This is a genomic window from Streptomyces sp. NPDC092045 (assembly GCF_044756005.1).
GTDB lineage: Bacteria > Actinomycetota > Actinomycetes > Streptomycetales > Streptomycetaceae > Streptomyces.
This window is the reverse complement of the sequence record NZ_JBIVSC010000004.1, coordinates 489415-511656: the sequence shown is the minus strand read 5'-3', so window position 1 is coordinate 511656 and position 22242 is coordinate 489415. Positions and strand designations below refer to the sequence as shown.

Genomic DNA, 22242 nt, shown 5'->3' with positions numbered 1-22242 from the left:
ACTCGTGGGTCAGGAGACCGCTTGCTGGAGGCGGTCGGCCTGCTTGTCCTTCAGCGGGCCTATCACCGAGAGCGAGGGCCGCTGCTCCAGTACATCGCGGGCGACCTCCCGGACTTCGTCCGGGGTGACGGCGGCGATCCGGGCCAGCATGTCGTCGACCGACATCTGGGTGCCCCAGCACAGCTCGCTCTTGCCGATGCGGTTCATCAGCGCGCCGGTGTCCTCCAGGCCGAGCACGGTCGAGCCGGAGAGCTGGCCGACGGCGCGGCGGATCTCCTCGTCCGTGAGGCCGTCGGAGGCGACCTTGTGGAGCTCGTCCCGGCAGATCTTCAGGACGTCGTGGACCTGGCCGGGCCGGCAGCCCGCGTACACCCCGAAGAGGCCGCAGTCGGCGAAGCCCGAGGTGTACGAGTACACGCTGTAGGCCAGGCCGCGCTTCTCGCGGACCTCCTGGAAGAGGCGGGAGGACATGCCGCCGCCGAGGGCGGTGTTCAGCACGCCGAGGGCCCAGCGGCGCTCGTCGGTGCGGGCCAGGCCCGGCATGCCGAGGACCACGTGGGCCTGCTCGGTCTTGCGGTTCAGGAGCTCGACGCGGCCCGCCGCGCGCAGGGTGCGGCGGCCGTCGCGGGGGGCGACGGGGACGGCGTCGGCGTGCCCGAGGGCGCCGGCCTTCTCGAAGGCGCGGCGGACCTGGCGCACCACCGTGGCGTGGTCGACGTTGCCGGCGGCGGCGACGACCAGGTGGGTCGGGTCGTAGTGCTTCTTGTAGAAGCGGGCGATCTGGCTCCGGGTGAGCGCGTTGATGGTGTCGACGGTGCCGAGGACCGGGCGGCCCAGCGGGGTGTCGCCGAACATCGTCTGCGCGAACAGCTCGTGCACGACGTCGCCGGGGTCGTCCTCGGTCATCGCGATCTCCTCGAGGATGACGCCGCGCTCGGCGTCCACGTCCTCGTCGAGGATGAGCGAGCCGGTGAGCATGTCGCAGACGACGTCGATCGCGAGCGGCAGGTCGGTGTCGAGGACCCGGGCGTAGTAGCAGGTGTACTCCTTCGCCGTGAAGGCGTTCATCTCGCCGCCGACCGCGTCGATCGCGGCGGAGATGTCGAGGGCGGACCGCTTGCGGGTGCCCTTGAAGAGGAGGTGCTCCAGGTAGTGGGTCGCGCCGTTGAGGGTCGGGGTCTCGTCGCGGGACCCGACGTGCGCCCAGATGCCGAAGGTGGCGGAGCGCACGGAGGGGAGGGTCTCGGTGACGATGCGGAGGCCGCCGGGGAGGGTCGTGCGGCGGACCGTGCCGACGCCGTCCTTGCCCGGGAGAAGCGTTTGGGTACGGGCGACGGCCCGCCCCTCCGAGGAGGGGCGGGCCGTCGCGCGGGGACTACGGGACGTCACTTGGCGGCGTCGTCCTTCTCGCCCTCGGCGGCGCCGTCCTCGTCCGCGATCACGGGGATCAGGGAGAGCTTGCCGCGCTGGTCGATCTCGGCGATCTCGACCTGGACCTTGGAGCCGATCGCGAGCACGTCCTCGACGTTCTCCACGCGCTTGCCGCCGGCGAGCTTGCGGATCTGCGAGATGTGCAGCAGGCCGTCCTTGCCCGGCATGAGGGAGACGAAGGCGCCGAAGGTGGTGGTCTTGACGACCGTGCCCAGGTAGCGCTCGCCGACCTCCGGCATGGTCGGGTTGGCGATGCCGTTGATCGTGGCGCGGGCGGCCTCGGCCTGCGAGCCCTGCTGGGCACCGATGTAGATGGTGCCGTCGTCCTCGATCGTGATCTCGGCGCCGGTGTCCTCCTGGATCTGGTTGATCATCTTGCCCTTGGGGCCGATGACCTCGCCGATCTTGTCCACGGGGATCTTGACGGTGATGATCCGCGGGGCGTTCGGGGACATCTCGTCCGGCGTGTCGATCGCCTCCATCATCACGTCGAGGATGTGGAGGCGGGCGTCGCGGGCCTGCTTGAGGGCCGCGGCCAGGACGGAGGCCGGGATGCCGTCCAGCTTGGTGTCGAGCTGGAGGGCGGTCACGAAGTCCTTCGTGCCGGCGACCTTGAAGTCCATGTCGCCGAAGGCGTCCTCCGCACCGAGGATGTCGGTGAGGGCGACGTAGTGCGTCTGGCCGTCGATCTCCTCGGAGATCAGGCCCATGGCGATGCCGGCGACGGGGGCCTTGAGGGGCACACCGGCGTTCAGCAGCGACATGGTGGAGGCGCAGACCGAGCCCATCGACGTCGAGCCGTTGGAGCCGAGGGCCTCGGACACCTGGCGGATCGCGTAGGGGAACTCCTCGCGGGTCGGGAGGACCGGCACGAGGGCGCGCTCGGCGAGGGCGCCGTGGCCGATCTCGCGGCGCTTGGGCGAGCCCACGCGGCCGGTCTCGCCGACGGAGTACGGCGGGAAGTTGTAGTTGTGCATGTAGCGCTTGCGGGTCACCGGGGAGAGGGTGTCCAGCTGCTGCTCCATGCGGAGCATGTTGAGGGTGGTGACGCCCAGGATCTGGGTCTCGCCGCGCTCGAACAGGGCGGAGCCGTGCACGCGCGGGATGGCCTCGACCTCGGCGGCGAGCGTACGGATGTCCGTGATGCCGCGGCCGTCGATGCGGACCTTGTCCTTGATGATGCGCTCGCGGACCAGCTTCTTGGTCAGCGCGCGGTAGGCGCCCGAGATCTCCTTCTCGCGGCCCTCGAAGGCCGGGAGGAGCTTCTCGGCGGCGAGCTCCTTGATGCGGTCGAGCTCGGCCTCGCGCTCCTGCTTGCCGGCGATGGTGAGCGCCTGGGCGAGCTCGCCCTTGACCGCGGCGGAGAGCGCCTCCAGGACGTCGTCCTGGTAGTCGAGGAAGACCGGGAACTCGCCGGTGGGCTTGGCGGCCTTGGCGGCGAGGTCCGACTGGGCCCGGCAGAGGACCTTGATGAAGGGCTTCGCGGCCTCGAGACCGGCGGCGACGACCTCCTCGGTCGGCGCCTCGGCGCCGTCCTTGACGAGCTGGACGGTCTTCTCGGTGGCCTCGGCCTCGACCATCATGATCGCGACGTCGCCGTCCTCCAGGACGCGACCGGCGACGACCATGTCGAAGACGGCGTCCTCGAGCTCGGTGTGCGTCGGGAACGCGACCCACTGGCCCTTGATCAGGGCGACGCGGGTGGCGCCGATGGGGCCGGAGAAGGGCAGGCCCGCCAGGATCGTGGAGGCGGAGGCGGCGTTGATGGCGACCACGTCGTACAGGTGGTCGGGGTTGAGCGCCATGATCGTCTCGACGATCTGGATCTCGTTGCGCAGGCCCTTCTTGAAGGAGGGGCGCAGCGGGCGGTCGATCAGGCGACAGGTGAGGACGGCGTCCTCGGAGGGGCGGCCCTCCCGGCGGAAGAAGGAGCCGGGGATCTTGCCGGCCGCGTACATCCGCTCCTCGACGTCGACCGTCAGGGGGAAGAAGTCGAGCTGGTCCTTGGGGCGCTTCGACGCGGTGGTCGCCGAGAGGACCATGGTGTCGTCGTCCAGGTAGGCGACGGCGGAGCCGGCGGCCTGCTTGGCCAGACGGCCGGTCTCGAAGCGGATGGTGCGGGTGCCGAAGGCGCCGTTGTCGATGACGGCCTCGGCGTAGTGGGTCTCGTTCTCCACTATGGGGTTCTCCTACGTGTTCGTCTTTGCGTCCGGGGCCCGTGTGGCCGGGGACGGTGTGCGACGGCGGCGGAGAAGCTCGCACTCGGAGGGCGGGCCGGTCTTCGATCGAAGCACCCGGGGATTCGGTTCCGGGGGCCACTACCGAGGACCGGCGGCTGGCCGGCGGCCTCTCGCTCGTCGTCGTTATGGAGTTGTAGCTACCAGACTAAATGTCCGTGCGCACTTCGCGCACGTACAGCGGACGCGCGCGGCGTCGCGCACGACCGTGCGCACGGCCGTCACGGCCGTGCGTACGGCAAAGGGAGCGGCCCCCGACAGTGGGAACCGCTCCCTTCACGGCGTCTTACTTGGCGCCGCCGGCCGCACCGCGGCGGATGCCGAGGCGGTCGACCAGCGTACGGAAGCGCTGGATGTCCTTCTTGGCCAGGTACTGCAGCAGGCGGCGGCGCTGGCCGACCAGGATCAGCAGACCACGGCGGGAGTGGTGGTCGTGCTTGTGCTGCTTGAGGTGCTCGGTCAGGTCCGAGATGCGGCGGGACAGCATCGCCACCTGGACCTCGGGGGAGCCGGTGTCGCCCTCCTTGGTGCCGAACTCGGCCATGATCTGCTTCTTGACGGCGGCGTCGAGAGCCACGCGGATCTCCTCTTGGTTCGTGCGCCCGCGAGTGCCCCTGGTCCAGTTCTCAGGGGAAGCTTCCGTGACTCGACGGGCGAAGGTCCGATGGGCGCAGCTTCCAGAGGCTTCGAGGGCTTCCGGGAGCGCGTACACAAACGGCCGTCACACAGCGTACCAGCTCGCCGGAGCGCCCCGGGGTCCCTTTTCTCCCGCCCTCCCCGTCGGCGGCTACTTGCTGGTGAGGGACCGGACCGTGGTGAAGACGTCGAGGACGGCGAGGCAGAGCGGGACGAGGGAGAGCAGGACGAAGCCCTCGGCCAGGTCGAGGAGGCGGCCCCAGAAGGGGGAGAGGCCCTTCTTCGGGATGATCAGGCCGATCGCGGTGATGAGCGCGGCCCCGCCCGCGACGGCGGCGGTGAGCCAGATCGTCCGGATGTCGAGGCCGCCGCGATCCCCGTACATCAGGAGGTCCTTGACCAGGTCGGCCGGCGGGTTGAGGGAGAGGCCGAGGACCAGCAGCGCGACGGCGGCGATGCCGGCGACCAGGACGCAGACGACCTGGGAGGTGTAGCGGAAGAGACGGGCGCGCAGCAGCATCGCGAGGCCGGAGGCGAGGGCGAGGAGCTGGCCCCAGACGTTTCCGGCGAAGCCGAGGACGGCGGCGGAGCCGACGACGACGGCCGCGCAGCCGCCGACCAGGCCGAGGAGCATCTCGTGGCCGCGGCGGGCCTGGAGCGCGATGCGCTCGCCGTCGACGGCCCGGTCCTCCTCGCCGGACCGCTGCGGTTCGCCGGGGAACTCGTCGTCGGCGGCGCTGCGCGGGGCGGCGTAGCCGATGGGGAGCCGGGCGAAGCGGGCGGAGAGGCCGGGAAGGAAGGCGACGAGGCCGATGGCGACGGGGGCGCAGACGGCGGCGGTCTCGGTGGCGGTCGACTCGGTGAGGATCGCGACGAAGGTGGCGAGGGTGCCGACGGCGGCGAGGAAGGTGGCGGCGACGAAGGGGGCGTCCCCGCTGGGGGTGAGCGCGACGAGGGCCACGGAGGCGACGAGGACGGTGACGCAGCCGAGCAGGAACTGGAGGCGGCCGGGGCCCTGGCCCGCGTCGGGGCCGATGATCCCGGAGCCGGCTATGAGCAGCAGGGGCAGGGCGCCGAGGCCGAGGGCGACGGCGGTCGGCCGGTCGCGGTAGACGCGGGCGCGGACGCCGGCGAAGGCGGTGAGGAGGAGGCCGGCGGCGCCCGCGACGATCCCGGGGAGGCCGTGCATGTCGTGGCGGACCGGGTCGGCGTACCAGAGGACGAAGCCCATGAGGACGAGGAGCAGCACGCCGCCGAGGAGTCCGGCGCCGCGCAGCAGCTCGTCGCTCCACAGGTGCCGGTCGCGGGTGACGGCGGAGGCGACGGCGTCGGAGACGTCGTCGTAGACGGCGGGCGGCAGGGACTGGGCGAAGGGGCGCAGCGAGAGCACCTCGCCGTCGAGGACCTGCTGGGCGGCGAGGGTGCGGGCGCCGTCCAGGACGGAGCCGTCGCGGCGGACCAGGTGGTAGCCGGTGGGGGTGCCCGCGGCCTGGGTCTGGCCGGTGAGGCGCAGGATCTCCGGGTAGACGTCGGCGACGGCGATGTCCTCGGGGAGCGCGACGTCGATGCGGCTGTCCGGCGCCACGACGGTGACGCGGCAGAAGCCGGTCGCTGCGGTCGTACTCACGTGTGTGGACCCCCTGATTCGCGGTTGCGCACGATGCGCGCGCCACCCTACCGGGGAGCGTCGGCGGGGGCTGCAAGTAGGATCGCCGTCCCATGGGGGAAGTCCGCGCCCGGCTGCCGACCGGGGCGCCGGCGCGGATGCTCCCGCCACGAGCCCGCCTCCAACGAGGGATTGATGCGCCGGTGAGCCAGATCGTCGTCAAACGCCCGCCGAGGTCCCTTCCTCCGGAAGTGCCCGGTGAGGAACTGGTCCTGGAGTCTCCGCCGGAACTTCCCCGGGGGCAGCAGGAGTCGGCGCTGATGCAGTTGCTCCCGATGCTCGGCATGGGTTCGTCGGTGGTCTTCTTCTTCATGACGCCGTCGCCGATCATGCGGATCATGGGCGTGCTGATGCTGGCGTCGACGGTCGGCATGGCCATCGCGCAGGTCGTCCGGTTCCGGCGCGGTACGCAGGGGCAAATGGCCGATGTCCGCCGCGACTACCTCAAATACCTCGCGCAGACGCGGCGCACGGTCCGCCGCACGGCGCGCAGGCAGCGGGACGCGCAGCTGTATCTGCACCCCGCTCCCGAGCAGTTGTGGTCGGTGGTGGCCGAGGGTTCGCGGGTGTGGGAGCGGCGGGTCGGCGACCACGACTTCGGGCAGGCCCGAATAGGCCTGGGCGCACAGCAGTTGGCGACGCCGCTGGTGGCTCCGGAGACGGCGCCGGTGGACGAGCTGGAGCCGCTGTGCGCGGGGGCGATGCAGCAGTTCCTGGCGGTGCACGGCACGTTGGACGGGCTGCCGATGGCGGTCTCGATGCGGGCGTTCTACCACGTGACGGTGTCGGGCGACCCGGAGTCGGCGCAGGCGGCGGCGCGCGCGCTGGTGGCGCAGCTGGTGACGCTGCACTCCCCCGACGACCTGATGCTGGCCGTGGTGGCGGCGCGGTCGGCGCAGGAGCGCTGGGACTGGACGAAGTGGCTGCCGCACGCGCAGGTGCCGGGGCAGGTCGACGGGGCCGGTACGAAGCGCCTGTTCGGCGACGACCTCGGTGAGCTGGAGCAGTTGGTGCGCCCCCGGCTGGAAGGGCGGCCGCGGTTCTCGCGGGAGAGCCAGCCGGTGCTGGACCAGCCGCACGTGGTGGTGGTCCTGGACTCCGATTCCACCCGCGGTGGTCTGGTGCCGCCGGACTCGTTGCTCGCGGCGGCCGAGGGCCTCCAGGGCGTGACGATCGTGGAAGTGGTGTCCGGCGAGCTCGACGAGCCGCGCGGCGGCCTGTCGGTGGTGGTGCGGCCGGGCCGGCTGCGCCTCGAATCGGGCGGCGGCTTCGCGTACGAGGGGCTGCCGGACGGCATGTCCCTGCCGGCCGCCGAGGCGCTGGCCCGGCAGCTCGCGCCGCTGCGGATGGGCAGCGGGGGCGACGACGAGCCGCTGCTCGCCAATCTGGACTTCACGGACCTGCTGAACCTGGGGGACGCGGGCTCGGTGGACGTGGCCAGGACCTGGCGGCCCCGGTCGGTGGCCGAGCGGCTGCGGGTGCCGATCGGCGTCGGCGAGGACGGCCAGCCGGTCATGCTGGACCTGAAGGAGGCCGCGCAGGAGGGCATGGGCCCGCACGGCCTGTGCGTGGGCGCGACCGGTTCCGGCAAGTCGGAGCTGCTGCGGACGCTGGTCCTCGGTCTGGCGGTGACGCACTCCTCGGAGACGCTGAACTTCGTCCTCGCGGACTTCAAGGGCGGCGCGACCTTCGCGGGCATGTCGCAGATGCCGCACGTGGCGGCGGTCATCACCAACCTGGCGGACGACCTGACGCTGGTGGACCGCATGGGCGACGCGATCCGCGGCGAGCTCCAGCGGCGCCAGGAGCTGCTGCGCTCGGCGGGCAACTACGCCAACATCCACGATTACGAGAAGGCGCGGGCGGCGGGCGCCCCGCTGGAGCCGCTGGCGTCGCTGGTCCTGGTGATCGACGAGTTCTCCGAACTCCTCACCGCCAAGCCCGACTTCATCGACATGTTCATCCAGATCGGCCGGATCGGGCGTTCGCTGGGCGTGCACCTGCTGCTGGCCTCGCAGCGCCTGGAGGAGGGCAAGCTGCGCGGCCTGGACACGTACCTCTCGTACCGGATCGGTCTGCGGACCTTCTCGGCGGCGGAGTCGCGGACGGCGATCGGCGTGCCGGACGCGTACCACCTGCCGTCGGTGCCCGGTTCGGGCTATCTGAAGTTCGGCACGGACGAGATGACCCGCTTCAAGGCGGCGTACGTGTCGGGGACGTACCGGACGAGCGGGCCTCGCCTGGAGGTGGGGCAGCTGCCGGTGGAGCGGCGGCCCGCGCTGTTCACGGCGTCGCCGGTGCCGGTGGTGTACGCGGCGCCGGACCCGGCGTACCTGGCGGAGCGGCGCGCGGAGGAGGACGACGCCCTGGCGGACACGGTCCTCGACGTGATCGTGCGGCGCCTGGAGGGGCAGGGGGTGCCGGCGCACCAGGTGTGGCTGCCGCCGCTCGACCAGGCGCCCTCGCTCGACCAGCTCCTGCCGGGGCTGGCGCGGACGGCGGAGCGGGGCTTCACGGCGACGGAGTACACGCGCCAGGGCGCGCTCACGGTGCCGCTCGGGCTCATCGACAAGCCGTTCGAGCAGCGGCGCGAGGTGCTGTACCGGGACTTCTCGGGCGCGGCCGGCCACATGATGGTGGTCGGCGGTCCGCAGTCCGGCAAGTCGACGATGCTGCGGACGCTGATCTCGTCGTTCGCGCTCACCCACACCCCGGCCGAGGTGCAGTTCTACTGCCTGGACTTCGGCGGCGGCGGCATGGTGTCGCTGGCGGACCTGCCGCACGTCGGCGGGGTCGCGTCCCGGCTCGACCCGGAGCGGGTGCGGCGGACGGTCGCGGAGGTGATGGGGGTGCTGAACCGGCGCGAGGAGTTCTTCCGCGCGCACTCCATCGACTCGATCGCGACCTACCGGCGCAAGCGGGCCGCGGGCGATCTGCCGGGCGAGGCCTGGGGCGACGTCTTCCTGGTGGTGGACGGCTGGGGCGGTTTCCGCAACGAGTACGAGGGGCTGGAGGGCACCGTCTCCGACCTGGCCGCGCGCGGCCTCGGCTACGGCATCCACGTGGTGATCACGGCCTCCCGCTACATGGAGGTGCGGGCGGCGCTCAAGGACCAGATGCTGGGCCGGCTCGAACTGCGGCTCGGTGACGTCATGGACTCGGAGTTCGACCGGAAGGTCGCGGCGAACGTGCCGACCGGGGTGCCGGGGCGCGGCCAGGTGCCGGAGAAGCTGCACTTCATGGGGGCGCTGCCGCGGATCGACGGGTCGAGCGCGAGCGACGACCTGGCGGCGGGCTCGGCGTCCTTCGTCGAGGCGGTGCGGTCCGGCTGGCAGGGTCCGGCGGCGCCGCCGGTCCGGCTGCTTCCGCACAAGCTGTCGGCGGACCGGCTGCCGAAGGGCTTCGAGTTCCCGCAGCACGGCGTCGCGATCGGCATCGACGAGACCCGGCTGGAGCCGGTCTTCGTCAACTTCGAGACGGATCCGTTCTTCCTGATCTTCGGCGAGAGCGAGTCCGGCAAGACGAACCTGCTGCGGCTGATCGTCCAGCAGATCGCCCAGCGGTACTCCCCGGACGAGGCGAAGCTCGTCGTGGGCGACTACCGGCGGGCGCTGCTCGGCAGCCTGCCGGAGGAGCACCTCCTGGAGTACGCGCCGATGGCGAGCTCGATGCAGATGCACATGGAGGCGCTGTCGGGCGTGTTCGCGCGCCGCCAGCCGCCGCAGGACGTGACGCCGCAGCAGTTGCGGGACCGGAGCTGGTGGTCGGGTCCGCAGGTCTTCATCGTCGTCGACGACTACGACCTGGTGGCGACGAGCGCGGGGAACCCGCTGGCGCCGCTGGCGGAGTACCTGCCCTTCGCCCGGGACACGGGCGTGCGGTTCATCATCGCGCGCAACAGCGCGGGCGCCTCCCGCTCGATGTACGAGTCCTTCATGCAGCGCATCAAGGAGCTGGGCGCGCAGGGCGTCGTCCTGTCGGGCGACCCGGCGGAGGGCGATCTGCTCGGTGCGGTCCGCCCCCGCCCGATGCCGCCGGGCCGCGGCTACTTCGTGGGCCGGCGGGGCGGGGCGTCGCTGGTGCAGACGGGACGGCTGCCGCAGCTGTGACCGGGCGCGGCCGGGCGGACCGTCCGGCCGCGCCCTCCCGCACCCCACCGCGGCCGTGCCCGCCCTTCCGCGCCCCACCCGTACGGAGACGAGAGGAACACCGTCGCATGGCAGTCCACGGGAGCACCCCGCGCCGCACCCTCGCCGCCGTGGCGGCCGTCGCCGCGACGGCGCCGACCGGATGCGGAGCCGGCGGGGACCCGTCGGTCGGGAAGGCGAACGACCTGCTCCGTACGACGTCGTTCCACTCCTCGGGCGGGACGACGGCGTTCGCCGGCGGATCGCAGGAGCTCCGGTGGGACCCGGAGCAGGGGCTCCGGACGAAGGCCTCCCGGAACGGCGGCTCCGGCGAGATGTACTGCGAGGACGGCCAGACGTACACCGGCGCCGCGCTGCTCGCCGACGCACTGGGGCAGAAGGGGCAGGACGTCACGGTGCCCGCCGGGATGGCCGACGTGTTCGTGAGGTCGGGGGCGCCGGGGGGCTGCGAGGCGTACTTCCTGATCCCGGACGCCGCCGAGCGGACCCCGGCGAGCGACCGCGCGACGGCCGAGGGCGTGCGGACCGAGGCCTTCGGGGTCTCGGCGGGAACCGCGTCGGACACGCACTACGTCGACAGCGACGAATCGCTCCTCGTGCAGCTGATGTCGTCCCGGGAGGGACGGTTCAGCACGACGGAGTACGACTCCTACGGCGGGACGTTCCCGATCTCGATGCCTCCGGACGCCGGGACCGTGTCGATGGAGGAGTTCCGCAGGGGGTCGGAGGGTGAGCGCGCCGCCGGAGACGGGGTCCGGAGGGGCCGCCAACGGGGAACGGGCCCGGGGGCGGCACGCACACCTCACAACTGAAAGCATCACCACAGCCCGGCCGAGGCTCGACCAAGGAGGAAACCGTGTCGTTCGACGACGAGTGGACCCAGCACAAGACCGTCGCCATGGAACACCAGTCGGCGGGCACGCGGCTGAACCAGGTGCCCGCCGACCCCGGCGGAGGCGGGGGGCAGCCGGACCTGGCGACGACGCCCGCCAAGAAGAAGGCGGCCGCCAACAGCATCGAGAACCACATCCAGCCGGACGTGAAGGCGGCCGCGGACGCCGGTGACGAGGGCACCAACGGCGCCGTGGCCGAGTTCAAGGGCTGGGACACGGCGACCGGCCTGAAGAAGGCCCACGACCACTGGGACGGCCAGGTGAAGCGCCTGATGGCGCGGCTGGACTCGGAGAAGGGCGCGCTGCGGGGCGCGTCGACGCTGTTCAGCAACAACGACATCGTGACGGGGTACAGCTTCGCCCCGGCACAGTCCAAGGTCTCGGGACTCTAGGGGGAAACGCAATGCCGACGTACCAGGAGATCATGGAGACCGATCTCGGCAAGCTGAGCACCGCCGCCGACGGCTGGAAGAGCATGGCGGAGAAGTTCAAGAAGGTCGAGGACCTGTACGAGAAGGAGGTCCAGAGCGTCGCCTCGGGCGGGCCGCTGTGGACCGGCCAGGCCCAGCAGGTCGGCGCGACCAACTTCGTCGTCACCCGCAAGGAGCTCGGCGCGGCGCAGAAGGAGGCGCGCGCGATGGAGTCGCTCCTCCGGGACGCGCACAGCACGTTCACCGAGCTCAAGGGCCGGGTGAAGGCGGCGGTGGACGAGGCGGTGGCCGCCGGCATGAAGGTCTCCGAGTACGGCAACGCCAGCTACGACTTCAGCAAGGTCAGCCCGCAGGAGGCCAACGCCATCCGCCACGATCCGGACCTGCGGAACGTGGAGATGTCGTACACGAGCAAGATCAACGACGCGGTCAAGGCGGTCACGGAGTTCGACGCGGACGTCAAGACCGCCCTGCTCAACGCCTCCGGGGCGGACGGCACCGCGCCCCTGGGGTTCAACGCGAAGCCGGTCGGCGACGTCGAGGCCGTCGAGGCGCTGGCGCTGTCGGAGAAGGTGCGCGAGGGCAAGGCGTCGAAGGCGGAGCTGGAGCACTACCGCGACATCCTCGAACAGAACTCGAAGGACAAGCACTTCAGCGAGGCCTACCTCGACGGCCTCGGCGCGAAGGACGCCCTGAAGATCGCGGACCGGATGAACCTGGCGTCGAACGAGCGGGGCATCTCGGACGCCGAGAAGAAGCTCTACAACTCGATCAACACCGGCCTCGCGGACACGATCGCCTCCGGCACGAAGGACCCGAACGGCTACGCGTACCGGCCGTTCGTGGACGGGCTCAAGGGACTCGGCACGGAGAACTTCGGGCGCTACGGCAACGTGACCAACGGCTACCAGGTGCTCGTCACGCTGATGAAGCAGGGGGACCACAAGGCGTACGGCAAGGAGTTCCTGAACGAGCTCGGCAACGACATGATCAGGATCGAGAAGGAGAAGCCGCACGTCTGGCAGCACTTCTTCGACGGCCAGCGGCCGAACCTCGCCCACGACCCGCTGGACGGCCTGCTCGGCATCATGAGCAAGGACCCCAAGGACGCGGAGTACTTCCTCGATCCCAAGGCCCCCGGGAACGAGAACGAGCACCTGAAGTTCCTCCTCACGGACCGGGAGTGGCCGGATCCGATGATGAACAACCTCTACGCGGCGCCCACGAAGATGGACGACCCCTTCAAGGCGACGGGCCTCGGCGACGCCATCCAGGCGGCGGCGACGGGGCACGAGCCGGGCGAGAAGCTCGGCCCGGTCGGGCCGCACAGCGAGGGGCAGGCGCGGGTCATGCAGAACGCCATCAGGATCCTGGACCAGGAGATGGACGGCGACAAGTTCCCCGACGAGCTGAAGAACATCCAGCAGCCGATGGCGCGCGCCCTCGTCGACTACGTGGCCGACACGCACGTGACGCTGGGCGGCCAGGAGGCCGCCTACGGCGGGATCAAGGGCAACGACGACATCACCGGCTCGGGCGACAACGCGCACATCGCGGTGGGCCAGGGCAGTCTCGTCCGTGTCATGCGCGGCATCGCCGACGACGGCGCGGCATACTCCCTCCTCTACGAGGCGGAACGCAACTACGGGGCCTCCGAGCTCGCCGGCGCCCCCGCGTACAACGGCGACAAGACGCACGGTTCGAGCGCGGACTGGAACGACCGGGGCCGGGACATCGGCGTGGCGATGGGCGCGCTCAACGGCATCGGCGCGGACGTCTACAAGGACAAGGGCGACGACAAGGTCGAGTGGGCCGAGGACACGGCCGAGTACGCGGCGATCGGCGCGAACGGGCTGATCGGTGAGATCCCGATCGCCGGAACCGCGGGCGGCGCCCTGATCGACACGATCAAGTACGACTGGGTCAAGGACGTCACCGAAGAGGCCGAGGCACAGGGCAAGCAGGACGCGAGCAACAATTACGCGAGCGGCATGGAGGGCACCAACCGCTTGTTCGACGCTTGGGGAGAGAAGAATGGCATCACGGGAGACGGCGCCTGGAAGGAGGCCAAGAACAGTGCCGACGAGGCCTACGACACCGGGCGGAACGCCGCCAAGGCGCACCTCCAGCACGGCCAGTAAGCGCCGGGCGGGGTTCGCACTGCTCGCGGCGACGGCACTGGCGGCGACGGCGTGCAGTGCCGACGCGCAGCCGCGGGCGGAGCGTCCTGACGACTACGCCTGTGCGGTCTCCGCCGGTTCCCCCGAGGCGAAGCTGCTGTCCCGGGTGATGCGGACGGACTCCTTCACGACCCGGAGCGGCTACCCGGACCCCCGGTTCGTCGAGAAGGCGCAGGACCGTCTGCGCGAGTACGGGAAGGAGGGCAAGGCGCCCACCGTCAGGCAGTGCTTCTTCTTTCCGGACGGACGGAGCGGCGACGGCCGGACGACCGTCGAGTACGCGTGGGTCCCCCCTTCCGACGCGCGGAGGGGAACGGACGCGGCCGGCACCCGCCGCTACAGCCTGAACGGGGCGACGGGAAGGTCCGGCGACGTCACCACCGATCTCTACGTGCGGTGCGAACTCCCCGGCGAGCTGAAGGAGCCGTCGAAGAAGGTCCTCCTCCACGCGGGCGTCTCGTTCACCACGAACCTGGGCGCCGTCGAGGACCACGGCACCCAGGACCAGCAGATGTCGTTCGCCTACCTGATGACGCGTCGGGCCACGGAACTCCTCGGCTGTGAGAACAAGCCATTGGAGAAGGACCCCGTCGTGAAGCCCCTCGACGGAAGCGCCTCCCGATGATCCACGTGAAGCACATCGTCCGGAGCACGACGGGCGCCGCCCTCCTGCTCGTCCTGGCCGGCTGCGGGAGCGGCGGGTCGGAGGCCGGCGGGGCCCTGAGCGTGGACCGGGTGGTCGAGGTCGCCGAGAAGTCCGGCGGGGAGGGGGCCGACACGTGCCCGCTGCCCTACGACGCCGGCGCGGCGGCGAAGGCCGCGAAGCTGGACGGCGAGCTGCGGCCGGGAGCGGCCGGTGCCGGGGCGGACGAGCCCGCCGCGATCGCCGAGGGCGGGCGGACGACGGACGCGCAGTCGCCCTGGGCGGGCAAGCCGGGGGCGCTGGTCACCTGCTCGTACCACCTGGGCGGGGAGGACCTGAAGGTCCGCACCGGCGCTGCGAGCGAGGGGAGCGCCGTGTACCTCCAGGCGCCCGTCATCCAGGCGGCCGGCGGCATGGACTTCCCCGCGCTCAAGGCGTACACCGTCAAGGGGGCCGAGGCGAAACCCGGGGAGGCCGTGCAGAGCGTGGGCGGGAACGTGGTGACGGTCCGGCTCGACTCCGGCGGCAAGGGGGACGTCGCCCTGGTCCTGACCGTCGGCGACTCCGGGAAGACCTCGCTGGAGCGCGGGCAGGTCCTCGCGCTCGCGCGGGCCTTCGCCTCGCAGGCGAAGTGAATCCCCCGGTTCCGTCTGACAGCACGTCCGCCGGGCGTCCATGATGGGACCCGCTGCACCGTTCCACCTTTCCCACCGCACGAAGGAGCAGAGCCAGATGGGCACCCAGCAGGAGAAGGACGAGCTGTACGCGCTCGACATCAGCGGTGTCGAGTGGCAGGGCGCTCCCGGCACGAGCCCCGACGAGGAGCGCGTGGAGATCGCCCACCTGCCGGACGGCGCCGTCGCGATGCGTTCCTCCCTCGACCACGACACCGTGCTGCGGTACACCAAGGCCGAGTGGGACGCCTTCGTCCTGGGCGCCAAGGACGGGGAGTTCGACCTGCGGTAGGGCGCGCGGGAACGCGGAAGGGGCCCGCTCCCCCCGAGGGAGCGGGCCCCTTCGCGCGTCCCCGGGGGGACGGCGGCGCGAACGCGGGTCAGTACGACTCGGTGAAGAGGCGGGAGGCCTTCACGTCGGTGGCGCGGTAGCTGTCCTTGCCCTGCTCGACGATCTTGGCGACCTTCTCCAGCCGCTCCTTCATGTCATCGGCGCGCTTCTTGTACTTGCCCTGGAGGATCTCGTACTCGCGGTGCGCGTCACCGTCCCACGTGTCGGTGACGACCTTGAGCGCGGTGTCCATCTCCTGGATGTCCTTGATGATGTTCTGCGAGACCGCGCGGATGCGGTTCGCCATCTCCTGGACGCTCTCGTACCGTACCCGGGTGCCGGCGCTGTCGACAGACATTTCGTCCCCTTTTCTTAGAGGTTGTTGAGCGCGGAGCTGTTGTTGGCGGCGGCGAACGCGGCACGGACCTCGTCGTCGTTCGCGTTGCTGAGGTTCTTCGTCTCGCCGACGGCGTTGAGCAGCACGTTCAGCAGACGGCGGATGGTGTCGTGGTCCTCGTTGAGGAGCGTCTGGGCCTGCTTGAAGCCCACCGCGCCGACACCGGTCCAGCCGGCGCTGCACGTCTCCAGGATGTTGGCGAGCTCACGCGCCTGCTTGGAGACCGCCTCGCCGGTCTCCGTGATCTTGTTCTTGGCCTTGACGACCGGGTCGTCTGCGAGTCCGAACCCGCCGGCGGGAGTGCTCATTCGTGCTCCTCGGTTGGTGAGATGACCTTGCTCATGCGTCTGTCGACGCTCTCCTGCGCACTACCACCGTCACGACGGCGCCCAGGACGGCGACGACGGCGACGGCGCTCGCGGCGACGGCCCAGAGCGGGAGGCCGCTCTCCTCGGACCCGGTGGCCGACCCGGTCTTCGCGGGTGTCCCGGGGTCCGTGGTCGGACTCGTGCCGCTTGCCCCCGTGTTGTTGTCAGGAGAGGGGGAAGTCTGCGATGCGGATGGGGCGGGCGGCTTGCTCGCCCGCGCGGCGAGCAGCGGATTGACGTCCGGGTCGCCGGGGTTCCCCTTGCCCTCCAGGAGCACCTGGGCGGGGCGCACGGAACCGTAGCCGATGTACTTGCTCGGCACGGGCCCGTTGTGCCCGGCGGTCTCCAGCATGACCCGGAGGACCTGGTTGGCGGTCCAGTCGGGATGGGCGGACCAGATGAGGGCGGCGGCGCCGGAGGCGATGGCGGAGGCGTGACTGGTGCCCTCGAAGGCGCAGTACTCGGACTTGTTCTTGGAGCAGCGGCCCGGCGCGTCGACGCCGGGAGCGGCGAGAGCGAGGTGGGGGCCGTAGTTGGAGAACTTGGCGATCTTTCCCTTGGTGTCGAGGGCTCCGACGGCGACGACACCAGGAGTCGCCGCCGGATAGGACAGCCCGTCCTCCCCGTCGTTACCGGACGCCGCGAAGATCAGGACGTTCTTCGACAGGGCGTAATCCACTGCCGCCTGCCACTTGGGGATGCCCTCTTCGAACTCGACACCGCCCATCGAAATATTGATCACCCGGGCACCGTTGTCGGCCGCGTACCGAATTGCCCGGCTCGCATAGCCCGCCAGGTCGTATGACCCGACAGCATCGGCGACCTTCAGGGAGAGGATCTTGGCATCCGGGGCGATTCCCTTGACGCCGCCGTTCGCTCCGGTGCCCGCGATGGCGAGGGCCATATTCGTGCCGTGAGGGCTCGTGTCCTCACCGTTCGTCAGGCCGTTCTTCCCTTTGTCGTCGTAGAAGTCGCGCCCCGGAAGCACCTTGCCGCGCAGCTCGGCCATGGACGAGTCGACGCCGTTGTCGAGTACGGCGACCGTGACACCCCTGCCCGTGGCCACCTTCCACAGCTCGTCCGCCTTCATCGCGTCCAGGTACCACTGGCGCGACCGCATGTCGTCCGCCTGCGCCGCCGGCGCCGCGACGGTCCACGTCGCGACGACGGCGGTCAGGGCACCGAGCAGGCCGACCGCTCGGCTGCGAACGGCCCGGGTGGGAAGGGACATCAGGGAAGTGCTCCTAGTCGATGACGGGCGGGACGATCCGGCGCTGTCCCGAGGTCCACGTCTCCTCGTCCTCGGACAAGTAGTCGGGACGGTTGCGCGTCTCGCGACGCTCCTCCTGGCCCTGGCCGGTCGAGGCCGGGGGACGGACGAGTCCCGTGCCGCCGGGGGTGAAGGCCCGCCCACCCGTGGTGGACGCGGCGGCGGACCCCACGGTTCCGCCCGGCTGGGTCGCCAGCCGTCGGCCCGCCGCGCCGGGCGCGCCGACGGGGGTGCCACCGTGCATCCCCGCGCCGGGGCCGTGCATGCCGGCGGCACCGCGGCCGAGCTGGGAGGCCGCGCGCTCCTCGCCGATGACCGTGCCCATGGGCATCCGCCCCGTCTGCTGGCCGGCCAGGGGGCGGCCGGGGACCTGTCGGCCGCCGGTGATGCCCTCGGTCCGGGGACCGGGGCCCAGCGGGCTGGGACCCGTGAGGCCGGGGGCACGGCCGACCGGACCCGTCGCGGTCGGGCCCGGGACGACCGGGCGCCCGAACTGCTGGCCGCCCTGGGGCCCGGTCTGCGGGACGAGGGGCGGAGCGAGAGGCGGGAGCACGGGCCCCGGTCCGCTCGTCGTCGGGGGCTGCACGACCGGGGGCTGCGCCGTGGGCCGGGTCGGCGCCTCCGGCGCGACGGTCACCGAGTCGAGGTTGGTGTCCACCGCCCTGTCCGGCGGCGCGACCGGCGGAGTGGGCAGGGTCGGCGTGGTCGGCGGTGCCGTCGGCGAGGTGGGTGTCGTCGGCGAGGACGGCGGGGACAGCGGCGTGATCCGGTCGGTGCCGCCGGTGCCCGGCTCGGCGGGCCGCAGGGACGACGCGTGGCCGACCGGGGCGGAGCCCGTACCCGTACCCGTACCCATACCCGAGGATCCGGTTCCGCCTCCGGGACCGTACGCCTTCTCCCCGAGGTCGAGGGAGCCGTTCATCGGCTTGAACTCCGGCTGCCGCTCCGCCGCCAGCCGGTCCCGCGTCGCGTCGTAGTACGACGACAGGCGCTGGAGCTGCTGGATCGCCTCCTGGAGCTTCGGGCCCTTCTCGGCCTCGATGCGGGCCTTCTCCTTCTCCGGGTCCGCGAAGCACATGCCCGCCGGCTTCGGCACGGCCGCCTTCGCCTCGGCGAGGGCCTGGCCCGCGCGCTTCATCTCGTCGGAGACGACCTGGGTGAAGTCGCCGAGGACCAGGGTCTCGGAGACCATGCCCGCGCCCCACTTGCGGAACGCGTCGCCGCCCTCGCCCTGCCACTCCACGCGGCTGATGTAGTGCCGCAGGTCCATGGCGATGTCGAGGATCTTCGGCACCGCCGCCGAGAGGGCGCTGCCGCTGCTCGTCAGCTCCTCGGGCTTGGCCGACGCGATCATCGCGTACAGGGCGTCCAGGGACTTCCCCTCGAACTCTCCTGACATCGTGTGTTCCTCCCCCGTCAGCGTCAGCTGAATCCGCCGGTGTCGGCGGTCCCGTGCGTCGGTGTGGTCGGCTGCTCGGGCTTGGGCGCGCCCCGGCCCTCGGTGCCGTAGTTCTTCTTGTGGTCGTCCCCGACGTGCTTCTGGATCGCGGCGAAACGGCGCCGCTCCTCCTCGTCCACGCCCGAGTAGCCCTTGTCGGCGATCTGGGCGTTGATGCCCATCGCCTCGATCGTCTCGCCGAAGATCCTCGTCAGCTCTTCGAGTCGCGTGCGCACCTTGTCGTACGCCCCGTGCAGCTCGGTCGCGGCGGCGAAGCCCGTGCCGTACGCGTCCGGTGTGATCTTCTGCTCGCCGATCTTCTTGTGCTCGGCGGGCGAGCCCTTCAGCTCGTCGAGCAGTTTCTGCATGCGCGTCTGGAATGTCTGGAGCGTCACCTCTCCGACTTCCAGGTCCTTCTTGCCGTTCCCGTCCGGCCCAGCCACGTCAACTCCCCCGTCCCGCAAGAACAACGGCCACTCTAGCTACTTGGTACGACAGTTCCAACTGCAAAGTCCCGTTCGAAGGACCCGTCACGGGTGTACCCCCCTGCGGCGGCGGCTGTCACGGATGACGGTGGCGGTTCCGGCCACCACGGCCACCAGGACGCCGCCGATCCCCAGCGCGTAGGTGGCGAGCCGTTCGGAGCGTTCCTGGGGCGTCTCCGACAGCGCCAGGCGGGCCGGCTCGGGGGCCGGCGGCTTGGGCGGGCCCGGGTCGGGCGTGGGCGAGGACGGCGGCGTCCCGGGGAGGTCGGCGAGGGCGCGCACGGGGTCCACCACGCCCCAACCGACGTGGTTGTCGTGCCCGTTGACCGAGCGGACGGCGGTCTGCTCGATGCGGGCGACGATCTGGGCCGGGGTCCACTTCGGGTACTTGGCACGGAGGAGGGCGGCGACGCCGGCGACGTACGGGGCGGAGAAGCTGGTGCCGTTGTCGACGCACTGGCCGCCGCCGGGGACGGTGGAGACGATGTCGACGCCGGGGGCGGCGACGCCCACGAAGGTCCCGGACTGGGAGAAGGCGGCGCGCTCGTTGTTGCGGTCCGAGGAGGCGACGGCGAGGACGCCGGGGAAGGCGGCCGGATAGGTGTTCTTGAGGGCGCCGTCCATGCCGTCGTTGCCCGCCGAGGCGACGACGACGACGCCCTTGGATATCGCGTTCGCGACGGCCCCGGCCAGGGTGGACTCCGGCGAGAGGGCCTGGGTGGTGTCCTGCGAGATGTTGATGACGTGGGCGTTCTTCGCGACGGCCCAGTCGATGGCCTGGGCCATCGTGTCGGTCTTGCCGCTGTTCTTCTCGTCGTTCTGCCGGATCGGGATGATCGTCGCCTCGGGGGCGAGCCCGACGAAGCCGGTGCCCTTGCGGGGGCGGGCGGCGATGATGCCGGCGACCTTGGTGCCGTGGCCGACCTCGTCGACGGTGCCGTCCGTCTTGCCGCGCTTCTCGTCGCCGGCGCCCGGATTCTTCTTGTCGGGCTTGAGGTAGTCCTTGCCCGCCTTGGCGTCGACGGCGGTGCGGAGCTGCGGGTTGACGTCGTCGACCCCGGTGTCGATGACGGCGACCCGGACGCCCTTGCCCTTGGTGTCCTGCCACAGTTCGTCGAGGAGGACCCGCTGGAGCGGCCAGGGGGTGCCCTCGATCTGCTTCTTCATGGGGAAGGTGCACTCGCCGCCGCCGTCGAGGGCGGGTCCGTCCTGCGGGGGCGCGGCGGCGGCCGCGGGGGCCGACAGGAGGAGGGCGAGGGTGCCGGCGGTGAGCAGGGCCGCCGTGCGGTGCGTGGTCGTCACCGGTGCCACCCCCTAGGAACCCTGCGGCTGGCGCGCGCTGTTGGTGTCGAGGCGCGGGCCCTTCGAGAGGAACTCGGACCACTCCATCGGCACGAGGACCGGGGTGACCTTCTCGTAGCCGAGACGCTTCTGCGCGTCGCTGGGTTCCGGGCGCCCGTCGCTCTGCTTCTGCTCCCCCGCGCCGATCTCGGAGCGGCCGGAGTCGGAGTCGCCGTTGGCCTGGACGGCGTACCGCAGGCCGGTGTCGGTGACGAGGAAGAGGGAGCCGTCGGGCGCCTTCTGCCGGCCCTGGATCTGGGTGTAGAGGAGGCCGGTGCCGGGCGTGACGTACGTGCTGGTGCCCCCGGCGGTGATGTCGGCGGGGTAGTCGCGGCCGGCCCAGGTGGTGAGGGTGGTCCCGCCCTTCTCGTCGACGTGGGTGAGGACGCTGCAGACGGTGTCGCGGGCGCCGGAGCCGGAGACGGCGTTGACCTGGGCGGACTTCAGGCGGGGCCAGCGGACGCCGTCGTGGAAGGGGGTGGGGTCCGGGTCGACGGAGGAGGCGTCGACGGTGGTCGCCCGGCCGTCCATGTCGAGGACGCCGGTCTCCGGGGAGTTGATGAGGAGCCAGGCGGTGAAGGGGGTGACGGGCTGGACCTTCCCGGCGAGCACGACGTAGTGCTGGGGGCCGGAGCCGGTCTGGGCGAGGAGGACCATGCCGATGCGGTTCTCGGTGCCGGTCAGGGTGTTGCCGGGTATGCCCGCGGACTCCCCGACCTTCCCGTCGAGGTGCGGGAAGTCGATCTCGTCGCCGGTCTTCAGGGTGGCGAGCCAGTCGTCGGTGACGGGCTGCGGGTCCTTGCCGAGGCCGACGAGGGCGGTGAGGAGGCCGGTGGAGTCGGCCTTCACGGGGTACTTGGTGCCGGTGTGGTCGACGAGGAACTGGGTGTTCCCCTTCTGGCCCTTGACGTACAGGACCTGTCCGTCCTTGAGGCGTTCGGCGCCCTCGGTCCGCCTGAGGTCGCGCTCGGCGAAGAGGAAGGTCGCCTTCTGGACGCCGGCGCCCCTGCCGCCGCCGGGCTGCTCGCAGACGGCCCAGCGCTTGGCCTTCCCCGCGTCGTCCGCCGAGGGCAGCCGGTCGGGGGCGTAGGGGATGCCGAGGATCGGGCCGCGCGGCGGCCTGCCCTCGTCGAGCTTCTTGTCCTCGACCTGGATGACCTGGAACTTGTCGGGGGCGAGCAGGAGCCGGGCGGAGGCGAGGTTGAGGACGGGGTGGAGCAGGGTCTTCCTGGCCTTGCCCTTGCCGGTCTCCAGGACGACGTACCGGGTCGTCGACTGCTTGCCGACGATCACGCGGGTGCCGGGCTCGTCCCAGCCCTTGGGGGCGGTCGGCTTGAACATGCCCCAGGCGCCGAACCCGGCGACGACCAGCGCGGCGACGATCACCCCGGGGAGGACCGCGCGCAGCGGCCTCGGCGCCCCCTCCTCCGTACCGGAGGGAGAGGGTTGGAGGAATGCCGCCACCGTGCGCTTCTTCGCAAAGGTGTACGCGTTGAGCTCGTCCCGCCGCGATGCCATGAGTCCCCATTCTCGTCAGGCGCGATCTTCTCGCGGGGCGACCGGGGCGCTGGCACCCGGGCCCCGGCCGTCGGACCGGCCCCCTACTATGCCTGCTGTCCCGTGGGGTTCGTGGGGCGGGTAGGGTGATCCGGCCGCCAAAGCCCTGGCGGGCC

General features: G+C 71.4%; 18 protein-coding genes. 7 read left to right on the top strand and 11 right to left on the bottom strand.

The features are described 5' to 3' along the window. Positions 1 to 9 precede the first annotated feature (9 nt). From ACIQKA_RS15725 to eccD, 4 genes are all read right to left on the bottom strand, one after another. Positions 10 to 1389, bottom strand: a complete 1380-nt coding sequence (locus tag ACIQKA_RS15725) for a M16 family metallopeptidase (protein ID WP_383184857.1) — start codon at positions 1387 to 1389, stop codon at positions 10 to 12. Then, positions 1386 to 3608: a polyribonucleotide nucleotidyltransferase gene (locus ACIQKA_RS15720; protein ID WP_383152720.1), complete on the bottom strand. Its 2223-nt coding sequence runs from the start codon at positions 3606 to 3608 to the stop codon at positions 1386 to 1388. The genes ACIQKA_RS15725 and ACIQKA_RS15720 overlap by 4 nt, the downstream gene beginning before the upstream one ends. Positions 3609 to 3954: 346 nt before the next feature. Beyond that, on the bottom strand, positions 3955 to 4245 hold the full coding sequence (rpsO, locus tag ACIQKA_RS15715; protein ID WP_015036567.1) for a 30S ribosomal protein S15: 291 nt from the start codon (positions 4243 to 4245) through the stop codon (positions 3955 to 3957). A 210-nt stretch (positions 4246 to 4455) separates the two neighbouring features. Further along, positions 4456 to 5931, bottom strand: coding sequence for a type VII secretion integral membrane protein EccD (eccD, locus tag ACIQKA_RS15710; protein WP_390107162.1), 1476 nt, complete (start codon positions 5929 to 5931; stop codon positions 4456 to 4458). Between the two features lie 182 nt (positions 5932 to 6113). Here eccD and eccCa point away from each other — a divergent pair, with 182 nt between their 5' ends. From eccCa to ACIQKA_RS15675, 7 genes are all read left to right on the top strand, one after another. Next, positions 6114 to 10079: a type VII secretion protein EccCa gene (gene eccCa, locus ACIQKA_RS15705; RefSeq protein WP_383152722.1), complete on the top strand. Its 3966-nt coding sequence runs from the start codon at positions 6114 to 6116 to the stop codon at positions 10077 to 10079. Positions 10080 to 10186: 107 nt separating this feature from the next. Next, the gene (locus ACIQKA_RS15700) at positions 10187 to 10930 is read left to right on the top strand and encodes a hypothetical protein (RefSeq protein ID WP_402541261.1); all 744 of its coding nucleotides are present in this window, start codon (positions 10187 to 10189) and stop codon (positions 10928 to 10930) included. 44 nt (positions 10931 to 10974) lie between these two features. Then, positions 10975 to 11403 (top strand): hypothetical protein, encoded by a 429-nt coding sequence (locus ACIQKA_RS15695; protein WP_383152724.1) that lies wholly within the window; start codon positions 10975 to 10977, stop codon positions 11401 to 11403. 11 nt (positions 11404 to 11414) lie between these two features. Continuing rightward, positions 11415 to 13583 (top strand): hypothetical protein, encoded by a 2169-nt coding sequence (locus ACIQKA_RS15690; RefSeq protein ID WP_402541258.1) that lies wholly within the window; start codon positions 11415 to 11417, stop codon positions 13581 to 13583. Continuing rightward, positions 13519 to 14247, top strand: a complete 729-nt coding sequence (locus tag ACIQKA_RS15685) for a hypothetical protein (protein ID WP_402541256.1) — start codon at positions 13519 to 13521, stop codon at positions 14245 to 14247. Before ACIQKA_RS15690 ends, ACIQKA_RS15685 begins: the two co-directional genes overlap by 65 nt. Next, positions 14244 to 14900 (top strand): hypothetical protein, encoded by a 657-nt coding sequence (locus ACIQKA_RS15680; RefSeq protein WP_402541254.1) that lies wholly within the window; start codon positions 14244 to 14246, stop codon positions 14898 to 14900. The genes ACIQKA_RS15685 and ACIQKA_RS15680 overlap by 4 nt, the downstream gene beginning before the upstream one ends. Positions 14901 to 14997: 97 nt before the next feature. Next, positions 14998 to 15231, top strand: coding sequence for a DUF397 domain-containing protein (locus ACIQKA_RS15675; RefSeq protein ID WP_383152728.1), 234 nt, complete (start codon positions 14998 to 15000; stop codon positions 15229 to 15231). A gap of 88 nt (positions 15232 to 15319) precedes the next feature. On the opposite strand, the gene ACIQKA_RS15670 is transcribed toward ACIQKA_RS15675, so the two are convergent. The 7 genes from ACIQKA_RS15670 to eccB form a co-directional block, all read right to left on the bottom strand. Beyond that, on the bottom strand, positions 15320 to 15628 hold the full coding sequence (locus ACIQKA_RS15670; protein WP_366372297.1) for a WXG100 family type VII secretion target: 309 nt from the start codon (positions 15626 to 15628) through the stop codon (positions 15320 to 15322). 14 nt (positions 15629 to 15642) lie between these two features. After that, positions 15643 to 15975 (bottom strand): hypothetical protein, encoded by a 333-nt coding sequence (locus ACIQKA_RS15665; protein WP_366372296.1) that lies wholly within the window; start codon positions 15973 to 15975, stop codon positions 15643 to 15645. A 31-nt stretch (positions 15976 to 16006) separates the two neighbouring features. Continuing rightward, a complete protein-coding gene (locus ACIQKA_RS15660) occupies positions 16007 to 17266 on the bottom strand; it encodes a S8 family serine peptidase (protein ID WP_402541251.1) in 1260 nt (419 codons plus the stop codon). Between the two features lie 13 nt (positions 17267 to 17279). Then, positions 17280 to 18704, bottom strand: a complete 1425-nt coding sequence (locus ACIQKA_RS15655) for a hypothetical protein (protein WP_402541249.1) — start codon at positions 18702 to 18704, stop codon at positions 17280 to 17282. A 23-nt stretch (positions 18705 to 18727) separates the two neighbouring features. Next, positions 18728 to 19186, bottom strand: coding sequence for a hypothetical protein (locus tag ACIQKA_RS15650; protein WP_383446308.1), 459 nt, complete (start codon positions 19184 to 19186; stop codon positions 18728 to 18730). A gap of 87 nt (positions 19187 to 19273) precedes the next feature. Beyond that, positions 19274 to 20530 carry a type VII secretion-associated serine protease mycosin gene (gene mycP, locus ACIQKA_RS15645; RefSeq protein WP_383152732.1) on the bottom strand — a complete coding sequence of 419 codons (1257 nt, stop codon included), beginning with the start codon at positions 20528 to 20530 and terminating at the stop codon, positions 19274 to 19276. 12 nt (positions 20531 to 20542) lie between these two features. After that, the gene (gene eccB, locus ACIQKA_RS15640) at positions 20543 to 22087 is read right to left on the bottom strand and encodes a type VII secretion protein EccB (RefSeq protein ID WP_402541246.1); all 1545 of its coding nucleotides are present in this window, start codon (positions 22085 to 22087) and stop codon (positions 20543 to 20545) included. Positions 22088 to 22242 lie beyond the last annotated feature (155 nt).

Excerpts from the sequence above, each read along its gene's own strand:
- ACIQKA_RS15700 (WP_402541261.1), top strand. The coding sequence starts at position 10,187 with ATGGCAGTCCACGGGAGCACCCCGCGCCGCACCCTCGCCGCCGTGGCG.
- ACIQKA_RS15690 (WP_402541258.1), top strand. The coding sequence starts at position 11,415 with ATGCCGACGTACCAGGAGATCATGGAGACCGATCTCGGCAAGCTGAGC.
- ACIQKA_RS15680 (WP_402541254.1), top strand. The coding sequence starts at position 14,244 with ATGATCCACGTGAAGCACATCGTCCGGAGCACGACGGGCGCCGCCCTC.
- ACIQKA_RS15675 (WP_383152728.1), top strand. The coding sequence starts at position 14,998 with ATGGGCACCCAGCAGGAGAAGGACGAGCTGTACGCGCTCGACATCAGC.
- ACIQKA_RS15670 (WP_366372297.1), bottom strand. The coding sequence starts at position 15,628 with ATGTCTGTCGACAGCGCCGGCACCCGGGTACGGTACGAGAGCGTCCAG.
- ACIQKA_RS15665 (WP_366372296.1), bottom strand. The coding sequence starts at position 15,975 with ATGAGCACTCCCGCCGGCGGGTTCGGACTCGCAGACGACCCGGTCGTC.
- ACIQKA_RS15660 (WP_402541251.1), bottom strand. The coding sequence starts at position 17,266 with ATGTCCCTTCCCACCCGGGCCGTTCGCAGCCGAGCGGTCGGCCTGCTC.
- ACIQKA_RS15655 (WP_402541249.1), bottom strand. The coding sequence starts at position 18,704 with ATGTCAGGAGAGTTCGAGGGGAAGTCCCTGGACGCCCTGTACGCGATG.
- eccB (WP_402541246.1), bottom strand. The coding sequence starts at position 22,087 with ATGGCATCGCGGCGGGACGAGCTCAACGCGTACACCTTTGCGAAGAAG.